This is a genomic window from Hymenobacter ruricola, from assembly GCF_015694525.1.
GTDB lineage: Bacteria > Bacteroidota > Bacteroidia > Cytophagales > Hymenobacteraceae > Hymenobacter > Hymenobacter ruricola.
This window is the reverse complement of sequence record NZ_JADQDM010000002.1, coordinates 850,010-867,189: the sequence shown is the minus strand read 5'-3', so window position 1 is coordinate 867,189 and position 17,180 is coordinate 850,010. Positions and strand designations below refer to the sequence as shown.

General features: G+C 63.7%; 17 protein-coding genes. 7 read left to right on the top strand and 10 right to left on the bottom strand.

Going from position 1 to position 17,180, the window contains the following annotated elements; all coding sequences use genetic code 11:
• Positions 1-108: 108 nt before the first annotated feature.
• On the bottom strand, positions 109-2,004 hold the full coding sequence (locus I2H31_RS07830) for an ABC-F family ATP-binding cassette domain-containing protein (protein WP_196292427.1): 1,896 nt from the start codon (positions 2,002-2,004) through the stop codon (positions 109-111).
• Positions 2,005-2,175: 171 nt separating this feature from the next.
• Between I2H31_RS07830 and I2H31_RS07825 the strand changes: the two genes are divergently transcribed.
• Entirely contained in the window at positions 2,176-3,216 is a 1,041-nt protein-coding gene (locus tag I2H31_RS07825) for a gluconolaconase (RefSeq protein WP_196292426.1), read from the top strand.
• 204 nt (positions 3,217-3,420) lie between these two features.
• Here I2H31_RS07825 and I2H31_RS07820 read toward each other — a convergent pair whose 3' ends face one another.
• Positions 3,421-6,111, bottom strand: a complete 2,691-nt coding sequence (locus I2H31_RS07820) for a hypothetical protein (RefSeq protein ID WP_196292425.1) — start codon at positions 6,109-6,111, stop codon at positions 3,421-3,423.
• 204 nt (positions 6,112-6,315) lie between these two features.
• Between I2H31_RS07820 and I2H31_RS07815 the strand changes: the two genes are divergently transcribed.
• Together I2H31_RS07815 and I2H31_RS07810 are read left to right on the top strand one after the other, a co-directional pair.
• Entirely contained in the window at positions 6,316-6,825 is a 510-nt protein-coding gene (locus I2H31_RS07815) for a DUF1572 family protein (RefSeq protein WP_196292424.1), read from the top strand.
• A 68-nt stretch (positions 6,826-6,893) separates the two neighbouring features.
• A complete protein-coding gene (locus tag I2H31_RS07810) occupies positions 6,894-7,442 on the top strand; it encodes a 2'-5' RNA ligase family protein (RefSeq protein WP_196292423.1) in 549 nt (182 codons plus the stop codon).
• Positions 7,443-7,602: 160 nt separating this feature from the next.
• On the opposite strand, the gene I2H31_RS07805 is transcribed toward I2H31_RS07810, so the two are convergent.
• From I2H31_RS07805 to I2H31_RS07790, 4 genes are all read right to left on the bottom strand, one after another.
• Complete coding sequence (locus tag I2H31_RS07805) at positions 7,603-8,235, bottom strand: DNA-3-methyladenine glycosylase family protein (RefSeq protein ID WP_196292422.1); 633 nt, start codon at positions 8,233-8,235, stop codon at positions 7,603-7,605.
• Between the two features lie 30 nt (positions 8,236-8,265).
• The gene (locus I2H31_RS07800; protein WP_196292421.1) at positions 8,266-8,922 is read right to left on the bottom strand and encodes a metallophosphoesterase; all 657 of its coding nucleotides are present in this window, start codon (positions 8,920-8,922) and stop codon (positions 8,266-8,268) included.
• A gap of 79 nt (positions 8,923-9,001) precedes the next feature.
• Positions 9,002-10,264, bottom strand: coding sequence for a cation:proton antiporter (locus I2H31_RS07795; protein WP_196292420.1), 1,263 nt, complete (start codon positions 10,262-10,264; stop codon positions 9,002-9,004).
• 137 nt (positions 10,265-10,401) lie between these two features.
• Entirely contained in the window at positions 10,402-11,442 is a 1,041-nt protein-coding gene (locus I2H31_RS07790; protein WP_196292419.1) for a threonine aldolase family protein, read from the bottom strand.
• 240 nt (positions 11,443-11,682) lie between these two features.
• Between I2H31_RS07790 and I2H31_RS07785 the strand changes: the two genes are divergently transcribed.
• Positions 11,683-12,108, top strand: coding sequence for a hypothetical protein (locus tag I2H31_RS07785; protein ID WP_196292525.1), 426 nt, complete (start codon positions 11,683-11,685; stop codon positions 12,106-12,108).
• A 287-nt stretch (positions 12,109-12,395) separates the two neighbouring features.
• Here I2H31_RS07785 and I2H31_RS07780 read toward each other — a convergent pair whose 3' ends face one another.
• Complete coding sequence (locus tag I2H31_RS07780; RefSeq protein ID WP_196292418.1) at positions 12,396-12,899, bottom strand: metallophosphoesterase family protein; 504 nt, start codon at positions 12,897-12,899, stop codon at positions 12,396-12,398.
• Between the two features lie 135 nt (positions 12,900-13,034).
• Between I2H31_RS07780 and I2H31_RS07775 the strand changes: the two genes are divergently transcribed.
• Positions 13,035-13,739 carry an NUDIX hydrolase gene (locus I2H31_RS07775; RefSeq protein WP_196292417.1) on the top strand — a complete coding sequence of 235 codons (705 nt, stop codon included), beginning with the start codon at positions 13,035-13,037 and terminating at the stop codon, positions 13,737-13,739.
• 16 nt (positions 13,740-13,755) lie between these two features.
• Positions 13,756-14,235, top strand: coding sequence for a hypothetical protein (locus I2H31_RS07770; RefSeq protein WP_196292416.1), 480 nt, complete (start codon positions 13,756-13,758; stop codon positions 14,233-14,235).
• Positions 14,236-14,242: 7 nt separating this feature from the next.
• Here the strand turns inward: I2H31_RS07770 and coaD are convergent, their stop codons facing one another.
• The 3 genes from coaD to I2H31_RS07755 all read right to left on the bottom strand — a co-directional run bounded on the left by coaD (position 14,243) and on the right by I2H31_RS07755 (position 16,361).
• On the bottom strand, positions 14,243-14,719 hold the full coding sequence (coaD, locus tag I2H31_RS07765) for a pantetheine-phosphate adenylyltransferase (RefSeq protein ID WP_196292415.1): 477 nt from the start codon (positions 14,717-14,719) through the stop codon (positions 14,243-14,245).
• A 110-nt stretch (positions 14,720-14,829) separates the two neighbouring features.
• The gene (locus I2H31_RS07760) at positions 14,830-15,696 is read right to left on the bottom strand and encodes a DUF3822 family protein (RefSeq protein ID WP_196292414.1); all 867 of its coding nucleotides are present in this window, start codon (positions 15,694-15,696) and stop codon (positions 14,830-14,832) included.
• A gap of 158 nt (positions 15,697-15,854) precedes the next feature.
• Entirely contained in the window at positions 15,855-16,361 is a 507-nt protein-coding gene (locus I2H31_RS07755) for an NUDIX domain-containing protein (RefSeq protein ID WP_196292413.1), read from the bottom strand.
• A gap of 368 nt (positions 16,362-16,729) precedes the next feature.
• Here I2H31_RS07755 and I2H31_RS07750 point away from each other — a divergent pair, with 368 nt between their 5' ends.
• Positions 16,730-17,176, top strand: coding sequence for a PaaI family thioesterase (locus tag I2H31_RS07750; RefSeq protein ID WP_317192198.1), 447 nt, complete (start codon positions 16,730-16,732; stop codon positions 17,174-17,176).
• Positions 17,177-17,180 lie beyond the last annotated feature (4 nt).

The window sequence follows — 17,180 nt, the reverse complement described above, 5'->3', positions numbered from 1 at the left end:
ATGGGCCGGTGCCTCAACGCCTGGCACGCAAGAAAGCGGGCCGCGGCTTACTCCCGGAGTAAGCTGCGGCCCGCTTTTGCGGAAAAGCCGATGGGGCGAAATGAACGCCTACATCAGCTCTTCCCAGCGCTTGGTTTGGGCGGCCAGCTCCTTTTTCACGGTCTCGAACTTCAGGGTGGTGTCCTTTAGCTGCGACGCGTTGGCGTAGATGGCCGCATCGGCGAGCTGGGCTTCGTACACGGCCAGCTCTTTTTCGAGGCCCGTGATGCGGGCTTCCACTTCGGCCAGTTCCTTGGCGGCTTTTTTGGCGTCGGGGCCATTGGCGGCGGGCGCGGGCCTGGGGTCTTCTTTGGGCTGGGGCTTGTGGGCCGAGGGGCTGGGCAGGCCGGCTTTCTTGGCGGCCTTCTCGCGGTCTTCCTGCCAGAGTTCGTACTCGGCGTAGGTGCCGGGGTATTCTTTCAGCTGGAAGTCTTCGATAAACCAGATTTTGGTGGCCACGTTTTCCACGAAGTACCGGTCGTGGCTGATGACGATGAACGTGCCTTCGTACTGCTCCAGGGCCTGAATCAGGATGTTCACCGACACCATGTCCAAGTGGTTGGTCGGTTCGTCAAGCAGCAGGAAGTTAGCTTCCGAAATCAGGGTTTTGGCCAGGGCCACGCGGCTTTTCTCGCCGCCGCTCAGCACCTTGATTTTCTTGAACACCTCCTCGCCCGTAAACAGGAACGAGCCCAGCACCGAGCGCAGTTCCATGTCGTTGCGCTTCGAGCCGGCCTCGCTCATTTCCTGCAGAATCTCGTTGTCGAGCGTGAGGCTTTCGAGCTGATGCTGGGCGTAGAACGACATTATCACGTTGTGGCCCAGCTGGTGCTTGCCGGCGGTAGGCGCCTCGGTGCCCGCCACCAGGCGCATGAGCGTGGACTTGCCTTTGCCGTTGGCGCCGATAAGGGCGATTTTGTCGCCGCGCTCGATGTGCACATTCGTGTCGCGGAAAATCAGCTTCTGGTCGTACTTCTTCGTCACGTGCTCCATGCGGAGGATGTGGCGGCCGGGCTCGACTTTGAAGGTAAACTTCATGTTGATTTTGGCCGCGTCCTGGGCCACGTCCTCAATGCGCTCCAATTTATCCAAGGCCTTCACGCGGCTCTGGGCCTGCTTGGCCTTGCTGGCCTTGGCTTTGAAGCGCTCGATGAAACGCTCGGCCTGCCGAATCTGGGCCTGCTGGTTCTCAAAGGCGCCTTTCTGGATGAGGTTGCGCTCCTCTTTTTCTTCGAGGTAGTAGCTGTAGTTGCCGGCGTAGGGCACCAGCTTGCCGCCCAGCACTTCCACGGTGGTGTTGGTGGTGCGGTCGAGGAAGGCGCGGTCGTGGCTCACGATGATGACGGCGCCCTCGTAGTCGGCCAGGTAGTTCTCAATCCACTTGATGGACGGCAGGTCCAGGTGGTTGGTGGGTTCGTCGAGCAGCAGGAGGGAGGGCTGCTGCAGCAGGATTTTGGCCAGCATCACGCGCATGCGCCAGCCGCCCGAGAAGCTTTTCAGCGGCTTGGTCAGGTCTTCGGTGCTGAAGCCCAGGCCTTCCAGTATTTCCTCGGCGCGGGCCTGCATGGTGTAGCCGCCCAGGGCCTCAAACCGCTCCTGCATGGTGGCCAGCTTGTCCACCAACTCATCGGAATAATCGGTTTCGAACTGCACCAGGATTTCGTCAATCTTCTTCTGCAATTCCAGCGCTTCCTCAAAGGCCTGCATGGCCACGTGCAGGATGCTCTCGTGGGTGTCGTAGCTCAGCAAGTCCTGGTTCAGAAAGCCCAGGCTCACGTCTTTGGCCATCGAAATGGAGCCGCCGTCGGCCTTGTACTCGCCCACCAACAGGCGCAGCAGCGTCGATTTGCCGGTGCCGTTGAGGCCGATGAGGCCGATTTTGTCTTTGGGCTTGATGTGCAGGCTGGCGTTGTCGTACAGCGTGCGGGAGCCGAAGTGGAAGTCGAGGTCGGAGATGGAAATCATTGCGTCTAGGTATTCGGAGGCAAAGGTACGGCGCATGGCCGGGCTTGCGGCCCAAAAATGCCCCCGGCCCGGCCCTGAACAAAGCCGGCGCCGGAGAAATTGCACAACCATGGCCCTCCAGCGGCGTACTTCGCTTGTTCTTGTTTCGTCATTCACCTTGCCCGCGTTTTCATGGCTGCATTCCGTTTCCGTTGTTTCCCCGCCGCTCCTGGTTTCGGAGCCGTGCTGCTTGGCCTGCTGCTGTCGGGCTGTGTGAAAGAGCCCACCGAAACCTGGCCCCTCGGGCCGCCTTTGCCCGAAACGGTGGCCTTCAGCCAGGCCGGGCTCTACCCGGAAGGAGTGGAATCTGCGGGCAACGCCGGCTTTCTGGTGAGCTCCGAAACAGCGGGCGCCATCGGGCAGGTGAAAGACGACGGCACCTACTCTGTGTTTGCCGACAACCCGGCGCTGGTGTCCACCGTCGGCCTGCGCATCGACGAAAACCGCAGCCGCCTGCTGGCCGCCGTATCCGACCCCGGCTACAACGCGGCCCGCACCACAGCCGCCACCCGCGGCAAGCTGGCGCGCCTGGCCGTTTTTTCCCTCCTCAACGCCCAGGGAACGCCCAGCGTCGTGGACTTGGGCGGCGTGGGCGTGGCGGCCAACTACCCCAACCACTTCGCCAACGACGTGGCCCTGGACGCCGACGGCAACGCCTACGTTACCGACAGCTTTGCCCCGGTCATCTACAAAGTTTCGCCCAACCTGGTGGTGTCGGTTTTTGCCGAAAACCCCTTGTTTAGCGCGCCGGCCGGCATGTTTGGCCTCAACGGCATCGTGTGGCACCCCGATGGCTACCTGCTGGTGGCCAAATCAAATACGGGCACTCTCTACAAGATTCCGGTGGTGAGCCCCGCCGCGGTTTCGACCGTAAACCTGGGCAGCCAGAACCTGCAAGGTGCCGATGGCCTGTTGCTGTTGGGCAACGAGCTGCAGGTAGTGTGCAATGCCCAGGCCAGGGTATTTCGGCTCACCACCGCCGACGGCTGGGCCAATGCTGCCGTGGCCGGCACGTATAGCGCGCCTCCGCTGTATCCCACCACGCTGGCTGTGCGCCGGCAAATCCCGGGCGCCGATGTGGCCAGCTACGTGCTGTGTTCCAGTCTGAACGCGCTGCAAGCAGGGCAAACGCCGCCGGTGGAGAAGTTCATCATTACGCGGGTGAAGTTTTAAGCAGCAGAGGCAGTTAGCAATTATTAAAACCACTTCCGCCTTTGTAGCAATTGAAAAATACCAGTCATGTCGAGCTTGTCGAGACATCTCGCGTGCCAGAGTAATCCAATCGTAAGAAAAGAATTACTCCGGCATGCGAGATGCTTCGACAAGCTCAGCACGACCATACGCTCTCCTGCAGGACGGGCTGATTTTGTTCGGCCATTATTTGGGCAGCGGGGCTTCGTCCTTGCTTTCGCTCAGCTTCTGGGCCAGCTTCTGGGGCACGCCCACGTTGTCGAACAGGCCGCTCACCACGCCCTGCCGCCAGAGCGTGAACACCGAAAAGCGCGGCTCACGGGTCGAAATCATCTGGCCGGTTACCAGCTCGCCGCGCTTGCGCGGGTTCTGGTCGCGGATGACGATGACGTTGGCGGCCTTGGAAAGCACCCGTTTCAGCAGGGGCTTTTTCACCTCCTCGTCCTTGTAGCCCAGCAATTGCAGCTGCAGGCCGGAGTATTCGGCCCACATGGTGCCGGTGCTGCCCTGGCGGTTGGCCTGCAGGTCGAACCGGATGCGGCGCACGTCGCCCTGCTTGAACTGCACCAGCCGCGTGGGCACCGTCATGGAGTTCAGAATGTTAAATTGCCCCGCGCCAAACGTGCCCCACACGCGGTGCTGCCCCTTCGGGTCGAGCGTGTACATCGACACCTGGGCGTCGAGGCGGCAGCGGTTTTGCAGGTAGGTGGTGGCCCGGCCCGTGAGCGGCGTGGCCGCGGTTTGGCGCCGCGGGTCGTTGCTGAGGTTGAAAAAGCTGCCCGTGAAGCGGTTGATGCTCATGGTGCCGGGCAGCGGCGTGAGCGGGCTGCGGTACTTCGTGAACAGGTTGCCGCCCACGATGTCGAGCCGTCGCACGTCCACTGTCATGGGCAGGTGCCGCATTTCTTCGGGCGAAATCTTGGAGCGGTTGGGGTTGATGGGGCCGCGGCCGTCGGACACAATGCGCACTTCGGGCCGCTCCACCGTCACGCGGGCCACCCGCACGTCGGCCCGCCGCACCAGCCCGGCAAACTCCAGCCCGCTGAACGTCAGCGAGGGAATCCGGGCCGTCACGGCCGGCACCTGGTAGCCCTTGTGCAGGTTCATGCCCACGGCCGAGTATTTGGGCACCAGGCTCAGGCCTTCAAACCGGAACAGGTGCGCGTCGGTATCGAGGCGCGCGCGCTGGCTGCTGGCGCGGTAGTAAGGCGGGTCGAAGGGGGCCGCAATCAGGCCCGAGCTGGCTTTCCAGCTCCGCGCGTAGGCAATGCGGGCGGGTTCCAGCGCGGCCAGCGAGTCGATGCGAATGCCGCGCCCCGTGAGGTCGATGTCGTTGATTTCGGGCGAGTGGCGCAGGCCGCCAATCTGCAAAAAGCTGCGCCGGATGCGCAGTTCCGCCAGGTCGGTGCGGCGCACGGCTTTCGATAGCAATTTCCACACCGGCGGGGGCGGGGTTTTGGGCGGCGTAAAATTCAGCCGGGCCCCGTCAATTACCAGCGAGCTGGCCCGCAGCCGCCGTTGCTGCTGCACCGCGGCCGCATCAAATCCGCGCAGGGCCAGGGAGGGCATGGTCAGGTCGACCCGCACCGCGCCGGGCTTGCCTTGGCCCGGCCCGGGCGGCCGCACGCGCACCGCGCGCAGGTCGAGCGTGCCGGCCGCGGTCGACAAGTTCAGCCGGCCCAAACTCACGGCGTGCGCCGCCACGGTGGCTTCGCTGCGGCCCAGGCCCAGGGTCCAGGCTTTGGCAAAAAGCACCTGGCGCGCATCGGGCTGGCCTTTCGCATCAATGTGAATGGCGGTGCCGGCCACGTCAATCCTGCGAATAACGGAACGCAGGGCCGCGTCCTTCACGTGCAAAGAGCCGTTGCGCACGGCCAGGTGCGCCAGGTCGAAGCGGCGCGCATACTGGCCAAAATCAGCGCTGCCCGAAGCTTTCCCAGTTGGCGGCACCAGCGTCAGCCGCGGGGCCTGCAACACCAGCGAATCGGCCCGGAAGGTGTGGCGGTGCAGCAGCGCGGCCGCATTCAGCCCGGTGAGGCGCAGGCGCGGCAACGCCAGATTTACCCGCGGGCTGCCGGCCGGCGCGTTGCCTTCCGGCTGCATGCGAACGGAGTCAAGCTGAATTTGCTGGTTGGCAGTCGAGGCCAAAAGGCTGGTCAATTGCAGCCGGTGGCCCCGCGTCAAGCCCTGGGCCTGCCGCAGCTGCAGCTGCCAGTCGGCGGCGTAGGCCAGGCGCTGGGTGTCGGCCGCGCCGGCGGGCGTGAGGTGCAGGTCGTGCGCGCTCAGGTCGGCACGGCGGAACCGGGCGGTCGGCTGCGCGCCGGGCAGGTAAGCGCCCTGCGTGTGCAGCAGGCCGAAGTAGCCGATTTCCAGGCCCTTCAACTTCAGCGGCAGGCGCTCGTGCAAGGGCTTGCCGGCGTTTTGGGTGGGGCGGCGGGCCAGGGCCAGCACCTCCACCGTGGCCGAGTCGAGCACGACGCTGTCGATGGGCACCACGCCTTTGCGCAGCAGCGCCAGCAGGCCCACGCCCGTCACGTGCAGGCGCGCCGCGTCGAGGCGCACCCGGGGCAGCGTGTCGGCCACCTGGGCGGCGGGGCGCAGGCGCACGCGCCGCAGCCGGATGGCGCGCTGCCAGATGCTGGTTTCGAGCGCGCCCACTTGCAGGTGGTACTGCCCGTGCGTTTGGGTAGCCACCTGCTTTTCCAGCTTTTGGCGCAGCCACGGGTCCAGAAAATGCTGCACCACGAGCGCGCCTATCAGCAGCAACGCCGCCAGACCCAGCAGCCACCACAGCCACTTGGGTAGCCGCGAAGCGGGTGTGGCCGGTGGCGGCGTGGGCAGGGCGGAAGAAGGCGCGGAAGCAACGGGTTCGGGCACGGAAGAAGGGCAAAGGGTATCGTAACGCGAAAAGGCGGGGCGAGGATGGGGGTGACGCCGCGAAGTCGATGGAGGCCGCTTTTTCACCGACCGGCACGGCCCAAAGGCGCCGCGCTGGGCAGACAGCCGGGCCCGGAATTAGTACATTTGGCCCATGCCTGATTCACTTGCTTCCGATGCCCTGGGCCCGGCCGTGCTGGCCACGTGCCGCCACAGTTTCAGTCGTACAAAGGGTTGGCAGACCGCGCCCTGGCCCAGCTCGCCGACGCCGACTGGCTGCACCGGCCGGCGCCCGGTGCTAACAGCGCCGCCGTCATCGTGCAGCACATGGCCGGCAACCTGCGCTCGCGCTTCACCGATTTCTTCACTTCCGACGGCGAAAAGCCCACCCGCCAGCGCGACCGCGAGTTTGAGGAGCCCGATTCCGCGGAAGCCATCGGCCCGCTGAAAGCTGAGTGGGAAGCTGCCTGGCAGGTGCTGTTTGAGCTGCTCGATGACCTGCGGCCCGCCGATTTGCTGCGCACCGTCACCATTCGGGGCGAGGCGCACACGGTGCTGGCCGCCGTGCAGCGCCAGGTGGCCCACTACGCCTACCACGCCGGCCAGCTGGTGCAGCTGGCCAAAAATATCCGGGGCGAGGCATTTCCGTCGCTCAGCATTCCGCGCGGGCAAAGCGAACAGTTCAACCAGCAAATGGCCGCCCGGAAGCCGTAATGCCCGCCGCTTCGTTTCTTTCGGCCGCGGCTTTCGGCGCGCCGGCCGTTTCTTCCGTACCCCCCGTCATGCTTGCCATCACCTCCCTGCTTAGCGCGCCGCACGTGCAGCGCATCAACGCCATCATCAAAAGCCTGGAAGAAAAATTTGGCCTCGACGACGTGCAGGCCACCCTCGACCCGCACCTGACCTACCAGTTGGCCGGCGTCAAAAAGCTCAGTGCCCTGAAGCAGGTGCTGGCCGAAGTGGCCACCACCACCGCGCCGTTTCCGGCCTTCACCACCGGCCTGGGCGTGTTTCCGGGCGAGCGGCCGGTCATCTACATCCCCGTGCTGCGTTCCGACGCGCTGAATGCCCTGCACCGCCGCATCCGCGAAGCCACCGCGCCGCTCTGCCTGCGCACCGACAAGTTCAGCGGCCCTGACTGCTGGCTGCCGCACATCTCGCTGGCCCTGCACGACACCACCCCCGACCTGCTCGGCCCCGTGCTGGCCTACCTCAACCAGGAAACCTACAACCTCAAAATCATCATCGACAACCTCGCCATTCTGCGGCAGGAAGGCGAGCTGTTTGTGCGGGAGGAGGTGTTTAAAATGGGCGAGAAGGTGTTGGTGTGAAGAGGGAAGGGGTAGCAAATCGGCTGTCATCCTGAGCGCAGCGAAGGACCTTCTCGCCGATGAACGACGAGCAATAATCCAACTATTGCTACCATGAGAAGGTCCTTCGCTGCGCTCAGGATGACAGCCGGTTTGTTTAGTCCTACTATCTACACCCTACCTACACCGACGGCGGAATCTGCGTGCCGTTATCCAGGCTCTGCCACAGGTACTTGCAGGCCAGCGTGCGGTAAGGCCGCCACGCTTCGGCAATCACCAGCATGCGCTTTTGCAGGGCGCGGCCGGTTTCTTCCAGGCCGTAGAGGCGGCGCATGGCGTTTTGCACGCCCAGGTCGCCTTCGGAAAACACATCGGGCTGGTCGAGGGCAAACATTTGCAGCATCTGCGCCGTCCAGCGGCCCACGCCCCGGATGGCGGTGAGGTGCTGGGTAAACGCCTCTTCCGAGAGGCTGGTGAGGTGTTCGTAGTCGAGCAGGCCCCGTTCGTTGTACTCGGCAATGGCCTTGAGGTAGCCGGCTTTCTGGCGCGAAAGGCCCACGGCGCGCAGCTCGTCTTCGGTCAGGGCCAGCACTTCGCGCGGCTCGGGGTAGCCCTCGGGCGGAAACAGGGATTGGAACCGCTTCCAGATGGCGGCGGCCGCCTTGGTCGAAATCTGCTGGCTGACGATGGCGCGCAGCAGGGCCAGGTACAGGTCTTCGTGCGGGCGCGGTGGAATGGCGCGGCCCGCCGCAATCACGCCGCCGAGAAGAGGGTCGGCGGCCGTCAGGTGCTCGATGGCAGCTTGATTGAGCATGAATTAAGGCGTGATATAGGAAAGTCGGGGTTATTCCAGCAGGTCTTCGAGGTGCACCGGAATCATGATGATTTCGAGGGGCTGGCCGGTGGGGGAGAGGCGCACGCCCGTCAGGTTGCCGCCAAACACGGCGCCCGTGTCGAGGTATAAGCTGTTGGTTTGCTTGTCGGACCGGGGCTCGTTTTTTTCCGTGGGCGTGTGGCCCACCACTTGCAACTGCGGCAGGCGCTTGAGCGGCGTGCGGGCCCACAGTAGCCCGTCGGAGCTGTCGGGGTCGTAAGCGAAGGCCGACTCGGTGATGCCGGCGTGGCTCACCAGCACGTGCTCATTCTCCCAGAAAAGCGGGCGCTCTGCCAGCCACGGCAGGTGCCGGGCCAGCAGCTCGGGGCGGGCCTGGTATTGGTCCACGGTGCTGCGGCCACCCCATTTCAGCCAGCCCGTGTAGGGCCCCTCTGGCCCAAAATGGTGCAGCAGCGCATCCTCGTGGTTGCCCATGAGGAAGGTGGTCGAGGCCGGGTATTGCTCGTTGAGGCCGCGGGCCAACTCCACCGTTTCGGGAATGTAGGTGCCGCGGTCCACCAGGTCGCCCACCTGGATGAGGTGCTCCGTGGCCGGGTCCCAGCGCGTGAGCAGTTCCTGCAAGGTGTGCAAGCACCCGTGGACGTCGCCGATGATGAACAGGTTCATAAAAAGAAGAACGTGAGAACGCCGGGTTTGGGTGCCGCTGCGCGCGTGCAATTCGCCGCGGTGCGGCCACCGCAGGCCACTACTCAGCCGCCGGGCGCCCCACGCCCAGCCAGCGCACCAGCGGGCCAATGGTAAGCCCTTGCCCCACAATGGAAAACACCACAATGACATAGGTGATGCCCACGAGTAGCTCGCGCGGCATGGTGGGCGGCAAGCTCAGCGCCAGCGCCACCGAGAGGCCGCCGCGCAGCCCGCCCCAGGTGAGCACCGCCACGCCGTGGTCCGAGGGCTGAAACGTGGGCAGCAGCCGCAGAAACACCAGCGGCACCGACACGGCCACCCAGCGCGCCAGCAGCACCACCACAATGGCCGCCAGCCCCACCAGCACCGTGCGCCCGGGAATGTCGAGCACCAGCACTTCCAGGCCCATCAGCACAAACAGCAGCGCGTTCAGCACCTCGTCCACCAGCTCCCAGAACTTGTCCACGTAGTCCTGCGACTCGTCGGACATCACCCCGCCGCTGCGGCTGAAATGGCCCACCAGCAAGCCCGCCATCACCATGGCCAGCGGGCCCGAGGTGTGCAGGCGCGTGGCCAGCGCCGTGCCGCCGGCCACCACGGCCAGCGTCAGCAGCACTTCCACTTGGTAGTTGTCGATGGTGCGCAGCAGCCAGGCCGTGCCCAGGCCCAGGGCCGTGCCCAGGGCCAGCCCGCCCAGCGTTTCGCGGGCAAACACGGCCAGCGCGTGCGAAAACGTGAAGTCCTGCGGGCCCAGCGTGGCCACTTCCAGCGTCACCACAAACAGCACCACGCCCACCCCGTCATTAAACAAAGACTCGCCCACAATCTTGGTTTCCAGCGATTTTGAGATGTTGGCCTTGGTCAGGATGCTGAGCACGGCAATGGGGTCCGTCGGCGAAATGAGCGCGCCAAACAGCAGGCAGTAGATAAACGGCGTGGGCAGGTCGAACAGCGGCAGCAGAAAAAACATGGCCGTGGCCACCAGAAGGGTGCTCACCGGCGTGCCCACCAGCGCCAGCGCGCCCACCGGCCAGCGCAGCTTGCCCAGCCGCCCCGCGTCCACGTGAATGGCCCCGGCAAACAGCAGAAACCCCAGCATCACCTGCATCACAATGCGGCTGAAATCCAGCTTGCTAACGATGCGGGCCAGGTCCAGCACCGGTTGCACGTCGAACTTCGCCAGCAGCACCAGCAGCAGCGACGCCGCCAGCCCCAGCACCATCAGCCCAATGGCCGGCGGCATGCGCAGAAAGCGGTGGTTGACGTAGGCAAAGCCGGCGGCGGTAACCAGCAGCAGCGCCAAAGCATTGTATAAATCCATCAGTCAGTGGGGAAGAGAAATTGAACGTCATGTGGAGCGCAGCCGAGACATCTCGCTCGGGGCAGTAATGCTCTCCTTGCGATTTGGATTATTACTCAAAGCAAGCGAGATGTCTCGGCTGCGCTCGAAATGGCGCTCTACATCGCGCCCAGCGCCTCCTCTACGCGCCCCAGCATGGCATCGTCTACGTCCAGGTGCGTCACGAAGCGAATCCACTGCGGCCCGAAGCTGCTGGCCCGGATGCCCCGCTGCTCCAGCGTAGCCAGGAAATCGGCGGCCGGCTGGTGGTCGTGCAGCCGGAAAATGACGAGGTTGGTTTCCGGGCTCAGCACCTCGGCCACGTAGGCTTGGGCGCGTAGCACCTCGGCCAGGCGGGCGGCGCGGCGGTGGTCGTCGGCCAGCCGCGCCACGTGGTTTTCCAAGGCGTAAATGCCCGCCGCGGCCAGGTAGCCGGCCTGCCGCCACCCGCCGCCCATCACCTTGCGGATGCGCTTGCACTTCTTAATAAACGCCGCCGAGCCCAGCAGCACCGAGCCCACGCCCGTGCCCAAGCCCTTCGATAAGCACACCGAAATCGAGTCGAACAGCGGCCCGTAGTCCTCGCTGCGCTGTCCCGTGGCCACCAGCGCGTTAAAAATGCGCGCCCCATCCAGGTGCCGCGCAATGCCGTGCCGCTGCGCCACCTCGCTGATGGCCTGCAGGTCTTCCAGGGCGTAGCAGCTGCCGCCGCCGCGGTTGTGGGTGTTTTCCAGCGAAATCAGCTGGGTGGTGGGGTAGTGCAGGTTTTCGGGCCGAATGGCGGCTTCCACCTGCGCGGCCGTCACGCGGCCGCGCTGCCCCGGCAGCAGCGCCACGCTCGCGCCCGAGTGAAACGCGATGCCGCCCACCTCCCACAGGTAGATGTGCGACGTTTGCTCGCAAATCACCTCGCTCAGCGGCTCGGTGTGGGCCTTGATGGCAATTTGGTTGGTCATAGTGCCCGAAGGGCAAAACAGGCCGGCTTCGAGGCCGAAGCGGGCGGCAGCCATTTCCTCCAGGCGGCGCACGGAAGGGTCCTCGTCGTACACATCATCGCCCACCGGGGCGGCAAACATGGCTTCCAGCATGGCCGGCGTGGGCCGCGTCACGGTGTCGGAGCGCAGGTCGACAATGGGCAGGGCAGAATTTTCAGCAGTCATAGCAAACGATGGAACAGAAAGGCAGAAGTCAGGGAAAATGCCCCGGCGGGCCGCGCCTGCCTCATCACGAGGCGGCGCGTAGCCCTCAATAGGCAAAAGTAGCCCCCAAATGCCGGGGCGGCGGAAGGGGCCTGAAAGCGCAGTAATTCAGCAAAATGCCTCACGGGCTTGCACTTCTCAGATGAAAGCCCTACTTTTGCCCTCCGTTTCGTAAGCTTAGACTTTAACCATCCCGGCACCATGTCCGTTACCCGCCTCAAGCGCAAGCACCGCAAGAACATTGCCCGCGCCAACAACAAGCAGCACATCATCAAGGAGTTGCTCCGCACGCCCGTTCTGAAAAACGTGGACATCGAGGAGCTGAAGTCGCGTTTCGCCACCACCGGTGGCGTGGCCGGCGCCGTGGCTGCCGTGAAAAACACCGCTTCTGCCGCCGTCGACAAGGTGAAAGAAGTGGCCGAAACCGTGGCCCACAGCTCCGTGGTGGAGAAAGCCAAGGAAGTGGTAGCCGACGCCGTTGAGACCGTAAAAGAAGCCGTTTCGCCCGCTGCTGCCGACGACACCGCCGCCAACGCCGAAGCTTTCGACGACGCCGAAGCCGTCACCAAGCCCGTGAACGAAGACGGCCAGGAAGGCGAGCACCCCAAGCCCGAAATCGCGCTGTAAACAGACGGTAGCTGTCAGTGCGAGCGCAGCGCGGCAATCCGTCCTGTTCTCTGCAACCAGCCTATCTTATTGTGAAAAGCCCCGGTTCTGCAAAGAGCCGGGGCTTTTTGGTGTGGAGCTGCTGGGGCGCAGTCAGTTAAAGAGCGGTCATGTCGAGCTTGTCAAGACATCTTGCGTGCTAAAGTAAATCAAATCATTAGGATTACTTTAGCACGCGAGATGTCTCGACAAGCTCGACATGACCGCTCTTTTTAACCTCTCAAGCCTGTGAGTTCTCCCAAAGGCACTTACCCTGCCCGCTTGCCCAGCTCTACGGCCTGCAAGTCCACCACCCGGCCGGCCTCCACACCAAACCGCAGCAGCGTGCGCACCTGATGAAACCCGTGCCGCCCGGCCGCGCCGGGGTTCAGGTGCAGCAGGCCCAGCTTTTTATCGGGCATGACGCGCAGGATGTGCGAATGGCCCGTGATGAACAGGCCCGGCCGCGTTTCGGCCAGCAGGGGGCGGGCCGCCGGCGCGTAGTGCCCGGGGTAGCCGCCGATGTGCGTCATGAGCACCCGCAGGCCCTCAATTTCAAAATTTTGCACCAACGGCTGGGTCCGGCGCACGTCCGCGCCGTCGATATTGCCGTACACGCCCCGAAAGCGCGGCGCTAAGGCCTGCAGTTCGTCCACCACGCGGGCGTCGCCGAAATCTCCGGCGTGCCAGATTTCGTCGCAGCCGCGCAGATGATGCGCGATGCGCTCGTCGAAGTAGCTATGGGTGTCGGAAAGCAGGCCAATGCGCGTCATGGCGCAAAGATGCGGCACTCCGGCAAATCGGCCGGGCCCCGTATCTTGCGGCCGCTGCCCGGAGCTTTCTTCTCATTTCTTTTCTGATTTCGGCGGCCCCGTTGCCCGTTATCGTTTTCCCTAGCCGCTTTTCCGATGAATATTTTCATCAACGACATCCCGCTGGTCATCAAAAAGCTCAGCGAGAAAGTATACAAGCACAAATTCGACCTGGTGCTGAACCCCGACGACGATTTCACGTCGAAAGACCTGGTGGGCGACGTGCTGGTGAAGGACGCCGGTCCGCTGTTCATCGACCGCCTCCTGCGCCTGATGGAAGTGAAAAAGCTGAAAAAGCTGAAGTCGCTGACCATGCTGGTTAAGAAGAAAAAGCACGTCATCCTGCATCTGAAAGACCAGTTCAAAATTGCCAAAGCCGGCGGCGGGCTGGTGGTGAAGGGCGACCAGGTCCTCATGATTTACCGCCTCGGCAAATGGGACCTGCCCAAAGGCAAGCTCAAGAGCGACGAGGACCAGGCCGCCGGCGCCCTGCGCGAAGTGGAAGAGGAAACCAACATCAAGCTCGAACTCGGCGACAAGCTGCCCAGCACCTGGCACAGCTACGCCTACAAGGGCAACAAGATGCTGAAAAAAACCAACTGGTACCTCATGAAGTGCCTCGACGACAGCGTGATGAAGCCCCAGACCGAGGAATACATCGAAGAAGTGCGCTGGATGTCGCCACAAGAGGCCCTGGCCAAACTGGAGGATTCCTATGCTTCCATCGCCCTGGTGGTGCGCTACTACCTCAGCCACATGGCCGGCAAGCCCGCCAAGGAAACCCCGGCCACTGGGAAATAATGGTATATTGCGGTCGATGCGACCGATTCTGATAGGGCTTTTGGCGGCGGCAATGGGGGCGGGCGCGTGCTCCGGCACGCACGAGCCCCGGCGCGACTACGTGCCCCGGGCCCCCGCCGCGCACCCGCAGGCCGGCGTCGACGTGCCGGCCCTGCTCAATCTCTCCATTGACGAGATGAACGCGCGGCTAGGGCCGCCGCTGCCCATGCCGCCCGGCTTTGCGGACCCCACGCTGGCTTCCGAGCCGCAGCACGGCGACAAAGCGGATTCGCTGGCCCTGTTCCGGAGCCGGGGCCTGGCCCTGGTGGTGGCCTACGACAACCGTACGCGGCAAGTCAACGACTTGCTGCTGCTGGGGAGCAACGAGGACGAGCTAATGAGCCGAGCCCGCCTGCAGCTCGGGGCCGACAAGTACCTGGTGCTGCCGGTTTTCCAAACGCAGCACCCCACCCGGCTGTTCGGCTTGCGGGTGTTGCCCATTGCGCTGAACCAATAGTAGTTCCCTAGTTGCTCCAGGTGCCCAGCGACGGCATGGCAAAGGGCAAAAAAGCATCAACATTGCCCCCGAAGCGGTGAATGTCGCGGATGATGGTGCTGCTGATGGCGCCCAGCGTGGGCGAAGTGAGCAAAAACACGGTTTCCAGGTCGGGGTTAACGTGCTGGTTGCCGTAGGCAATGGGTTTTTCGTACTCGAAATCGACGCTGGTGCGCAGGCCGCGCAGCAGGTAGCGGGCACCCACTTCGCGGGCAAATTCGGCGGTGAGGCCCTTGAACGTGCGCACCGTCACCCGCGGCTCGTCCCGGAATACATCGGCAATCAGCCCCACCATCTGTTCTACGGGCAGGTAGCGCTGCTTGCTGCTATTGGTGCCAATGGCCACAATTACCTCATCGAAAAGCCGCACGCCGCGCCGCACCACATCGAGGTGCCCGTTGGTGAAGGGGTCGAAGGAGCCGGGGAAAACTGCAATGCGGGACATTGGGAGTTAATTACGAATTAGAAATTATGAATTAAAAAGTACGAGTTGGGAATTATAGCTGCCGTTACCAGCGAAGCAAAAATTTATAACTCATCATTTCTGATTGATAATTAACAAAAGTGCAGGCTGAACAAATCGAAGTACCGGTACTCAAACACGTCGTTGAGCCGGTAGCTGTACTGCACGTTGCCGGGGCGCGGGCCGAAGCGCACGTTGCGCACGTAGGTGCGCAGCAGGCTGAAAATGGCCGAGTCGGGCATGAGTTCGCCCCACACAGTCACCTCGTCCTGGTCGGGGTCGAGGTGCAGCTCCTGCATCACCAGAATGGTGTAGTACACCACGTCCTCGGCCGTGGTGCAGGAAAAGACGTTGCAGTATTCGAGGTGCTGGCCCAGCACCACCAGGGTGAGCTCCTGCGGGCCGGGGTTGAGGTAGAGGCGGCGCGGCGCGGCGGCCCCGCGCTGGTGCACCAGCCCGGCCAGCAGGGCGCTGGTGTGGTGCAGCAGCCGGCCGCTGGCGCCGTGGGTAGCGGCCAGCCAGTCGGCCTGGCGCGCGTCGGCCGCAAACACGTTCACCAGCTCCAGGCCCGGGTGGGTAGTATGGCGCACGGTTTCGGCGGCAGAGGGGGCGTGGTGCAGGCGCAGGGCCGCTTCCTCATCGCCGGGCCGGAACAGGGGCGCCGGCAGCAGCGTGAAGCCCCGGCCCGTGACGGCCAGGCGCACGGCGTTCCAGCCGCGCTGGCCCAGGCAGTCGTGCTGGAGTTCGAGCGCGGCCAGCCCGCCGGCCGTTAGGGCGTGTTCTTCGAGCAGCACGAACTTGTGGCGCTCCACGTCGACAGCGGCCAGTTGGAGCCGTGTGGGGCTGGCCAGCAGGTACAGGTTGTAGGCCCCCAGGTTGGCGGGGTCGAAGGTTTCGTCGCGCAGGCGCAGCTGGGCGCCCGCCGAAGCGGAAGAAAGAGAAGTAGCGGAAACGGGCACGAAATCGGGGCGAAACAGGCCAAAGATAACGCCGCGCCTGGCGAGGAATGGAAGCCCGTCCCGTTGGGCGTAGCCGCAACCTCTTTGCCGCGCAACTACTCCGATTCAGCGTTGCAGCAGAGCTGCTTCGGTGGCGCTCAGCAGGACGTCCTCAAGCCTTATTCCACGAAGCGCACCTGGGGCACAAAGACATCGTCGGTGCTGAGGACGTGCTGCAGCACGGGGTGCACCTGCGCCGGGGGCAGGTGCAGCAGCTGCCGGGGCGTGTGCCAGGCGACGTCAACGAGCAATTGCTTATCGGGGGCGTGTTCGGGGTCGTGGCCGAGCTGAGGCTGCGCGTCGTCGTCGGCCAGCACTTCAAAAAACAGCTCCAGCGCCTGCAGCTTGTCGGTGCTGAATTCGTGCAGGTGCAAAAAGCGCCCTACCTGCACCGTCAGGCCGGTTTCTTCGCGAAACTCGCGCACCAGCGCTGCCTTCAGGCTTTCGCCAAACTGCCAGCCCCCGCCGGGCGGCGACCAAAACGGCGCCCCCTGGGGCAGCAGGCCGCGGTGGCCGGCCAGCAGCAACGCCCCGGCGCGCAGCAGCAGCCCGCCCACCCGCACCCGCACTTTGCCCGAATAGGCGGCCAGCAATGCATCGGGAGAAAGTATCGTAGCGTCGGACATGGGGTGGAGTAGCACAGCAGGCTTCCGAAGGAGAAGCAAGCAACCGTGTACGGCTAACGCTGGGCGTCCGCCGTTGTTATGTGCCCAAAACTGAAAATAAAAGCGCCACGGTTGCGCACAGCCGCCGGCTATAACGATGCCGGAGCCTGTTCCACGTCCCCAATGAAATGCTACCTGAACGCGCCGGAGCCAACAGGCAGAGCCCAGCCAGTACCTTTGGCGTACTGATGCGCAAAGTGCCGCCAACAGCCTGCAAAGGTGGTTTTATAGTCCTAAAAAGTCCATCTGCAAGGCCATTGGTACAAGGCGGTATAAAGCATAAGTGCGTCAGTTTGACCTTTTCTTTTAAGCAAACATAGCAGAATTTCGTGTCGCTCAATTCTTCCAAAACGCCCACTTCTACAGCCCTTTCCGACCTCGAAGCCCGCATTCGCCGCAAGCTTACGGGGCAGCGGTTTATGCACCTCATCGGGGCCGATTTGACGGTGATAACCCCCGGCCGGGTCGAGGCTGAGCTTATGATGGGCGAGCAGCACCAGCAGCAGCGCGGCTTTGCCCACGGCGGCCTCATTGCCACGATGGCCGATTTGGTGGCCGGGTTTGCCGGCGTCACCCTCATTCCCGACGACCACGGCTTGGTAACCTCCGACTTAAAGGTTTCCTACCTGCACCCCGGCGTGGGCCAGAAATTAAAAGCCATCGGTTGGGTGTTGAAAGCCGGGCGCCGCCTGCAATTCTGCGAAGCGGAAGTGTGGTGCGACGACCTGCTCATCGCCAAAGCCAGCGGCACGATGGTGGTCATTGAGCCGGCTTAATAAC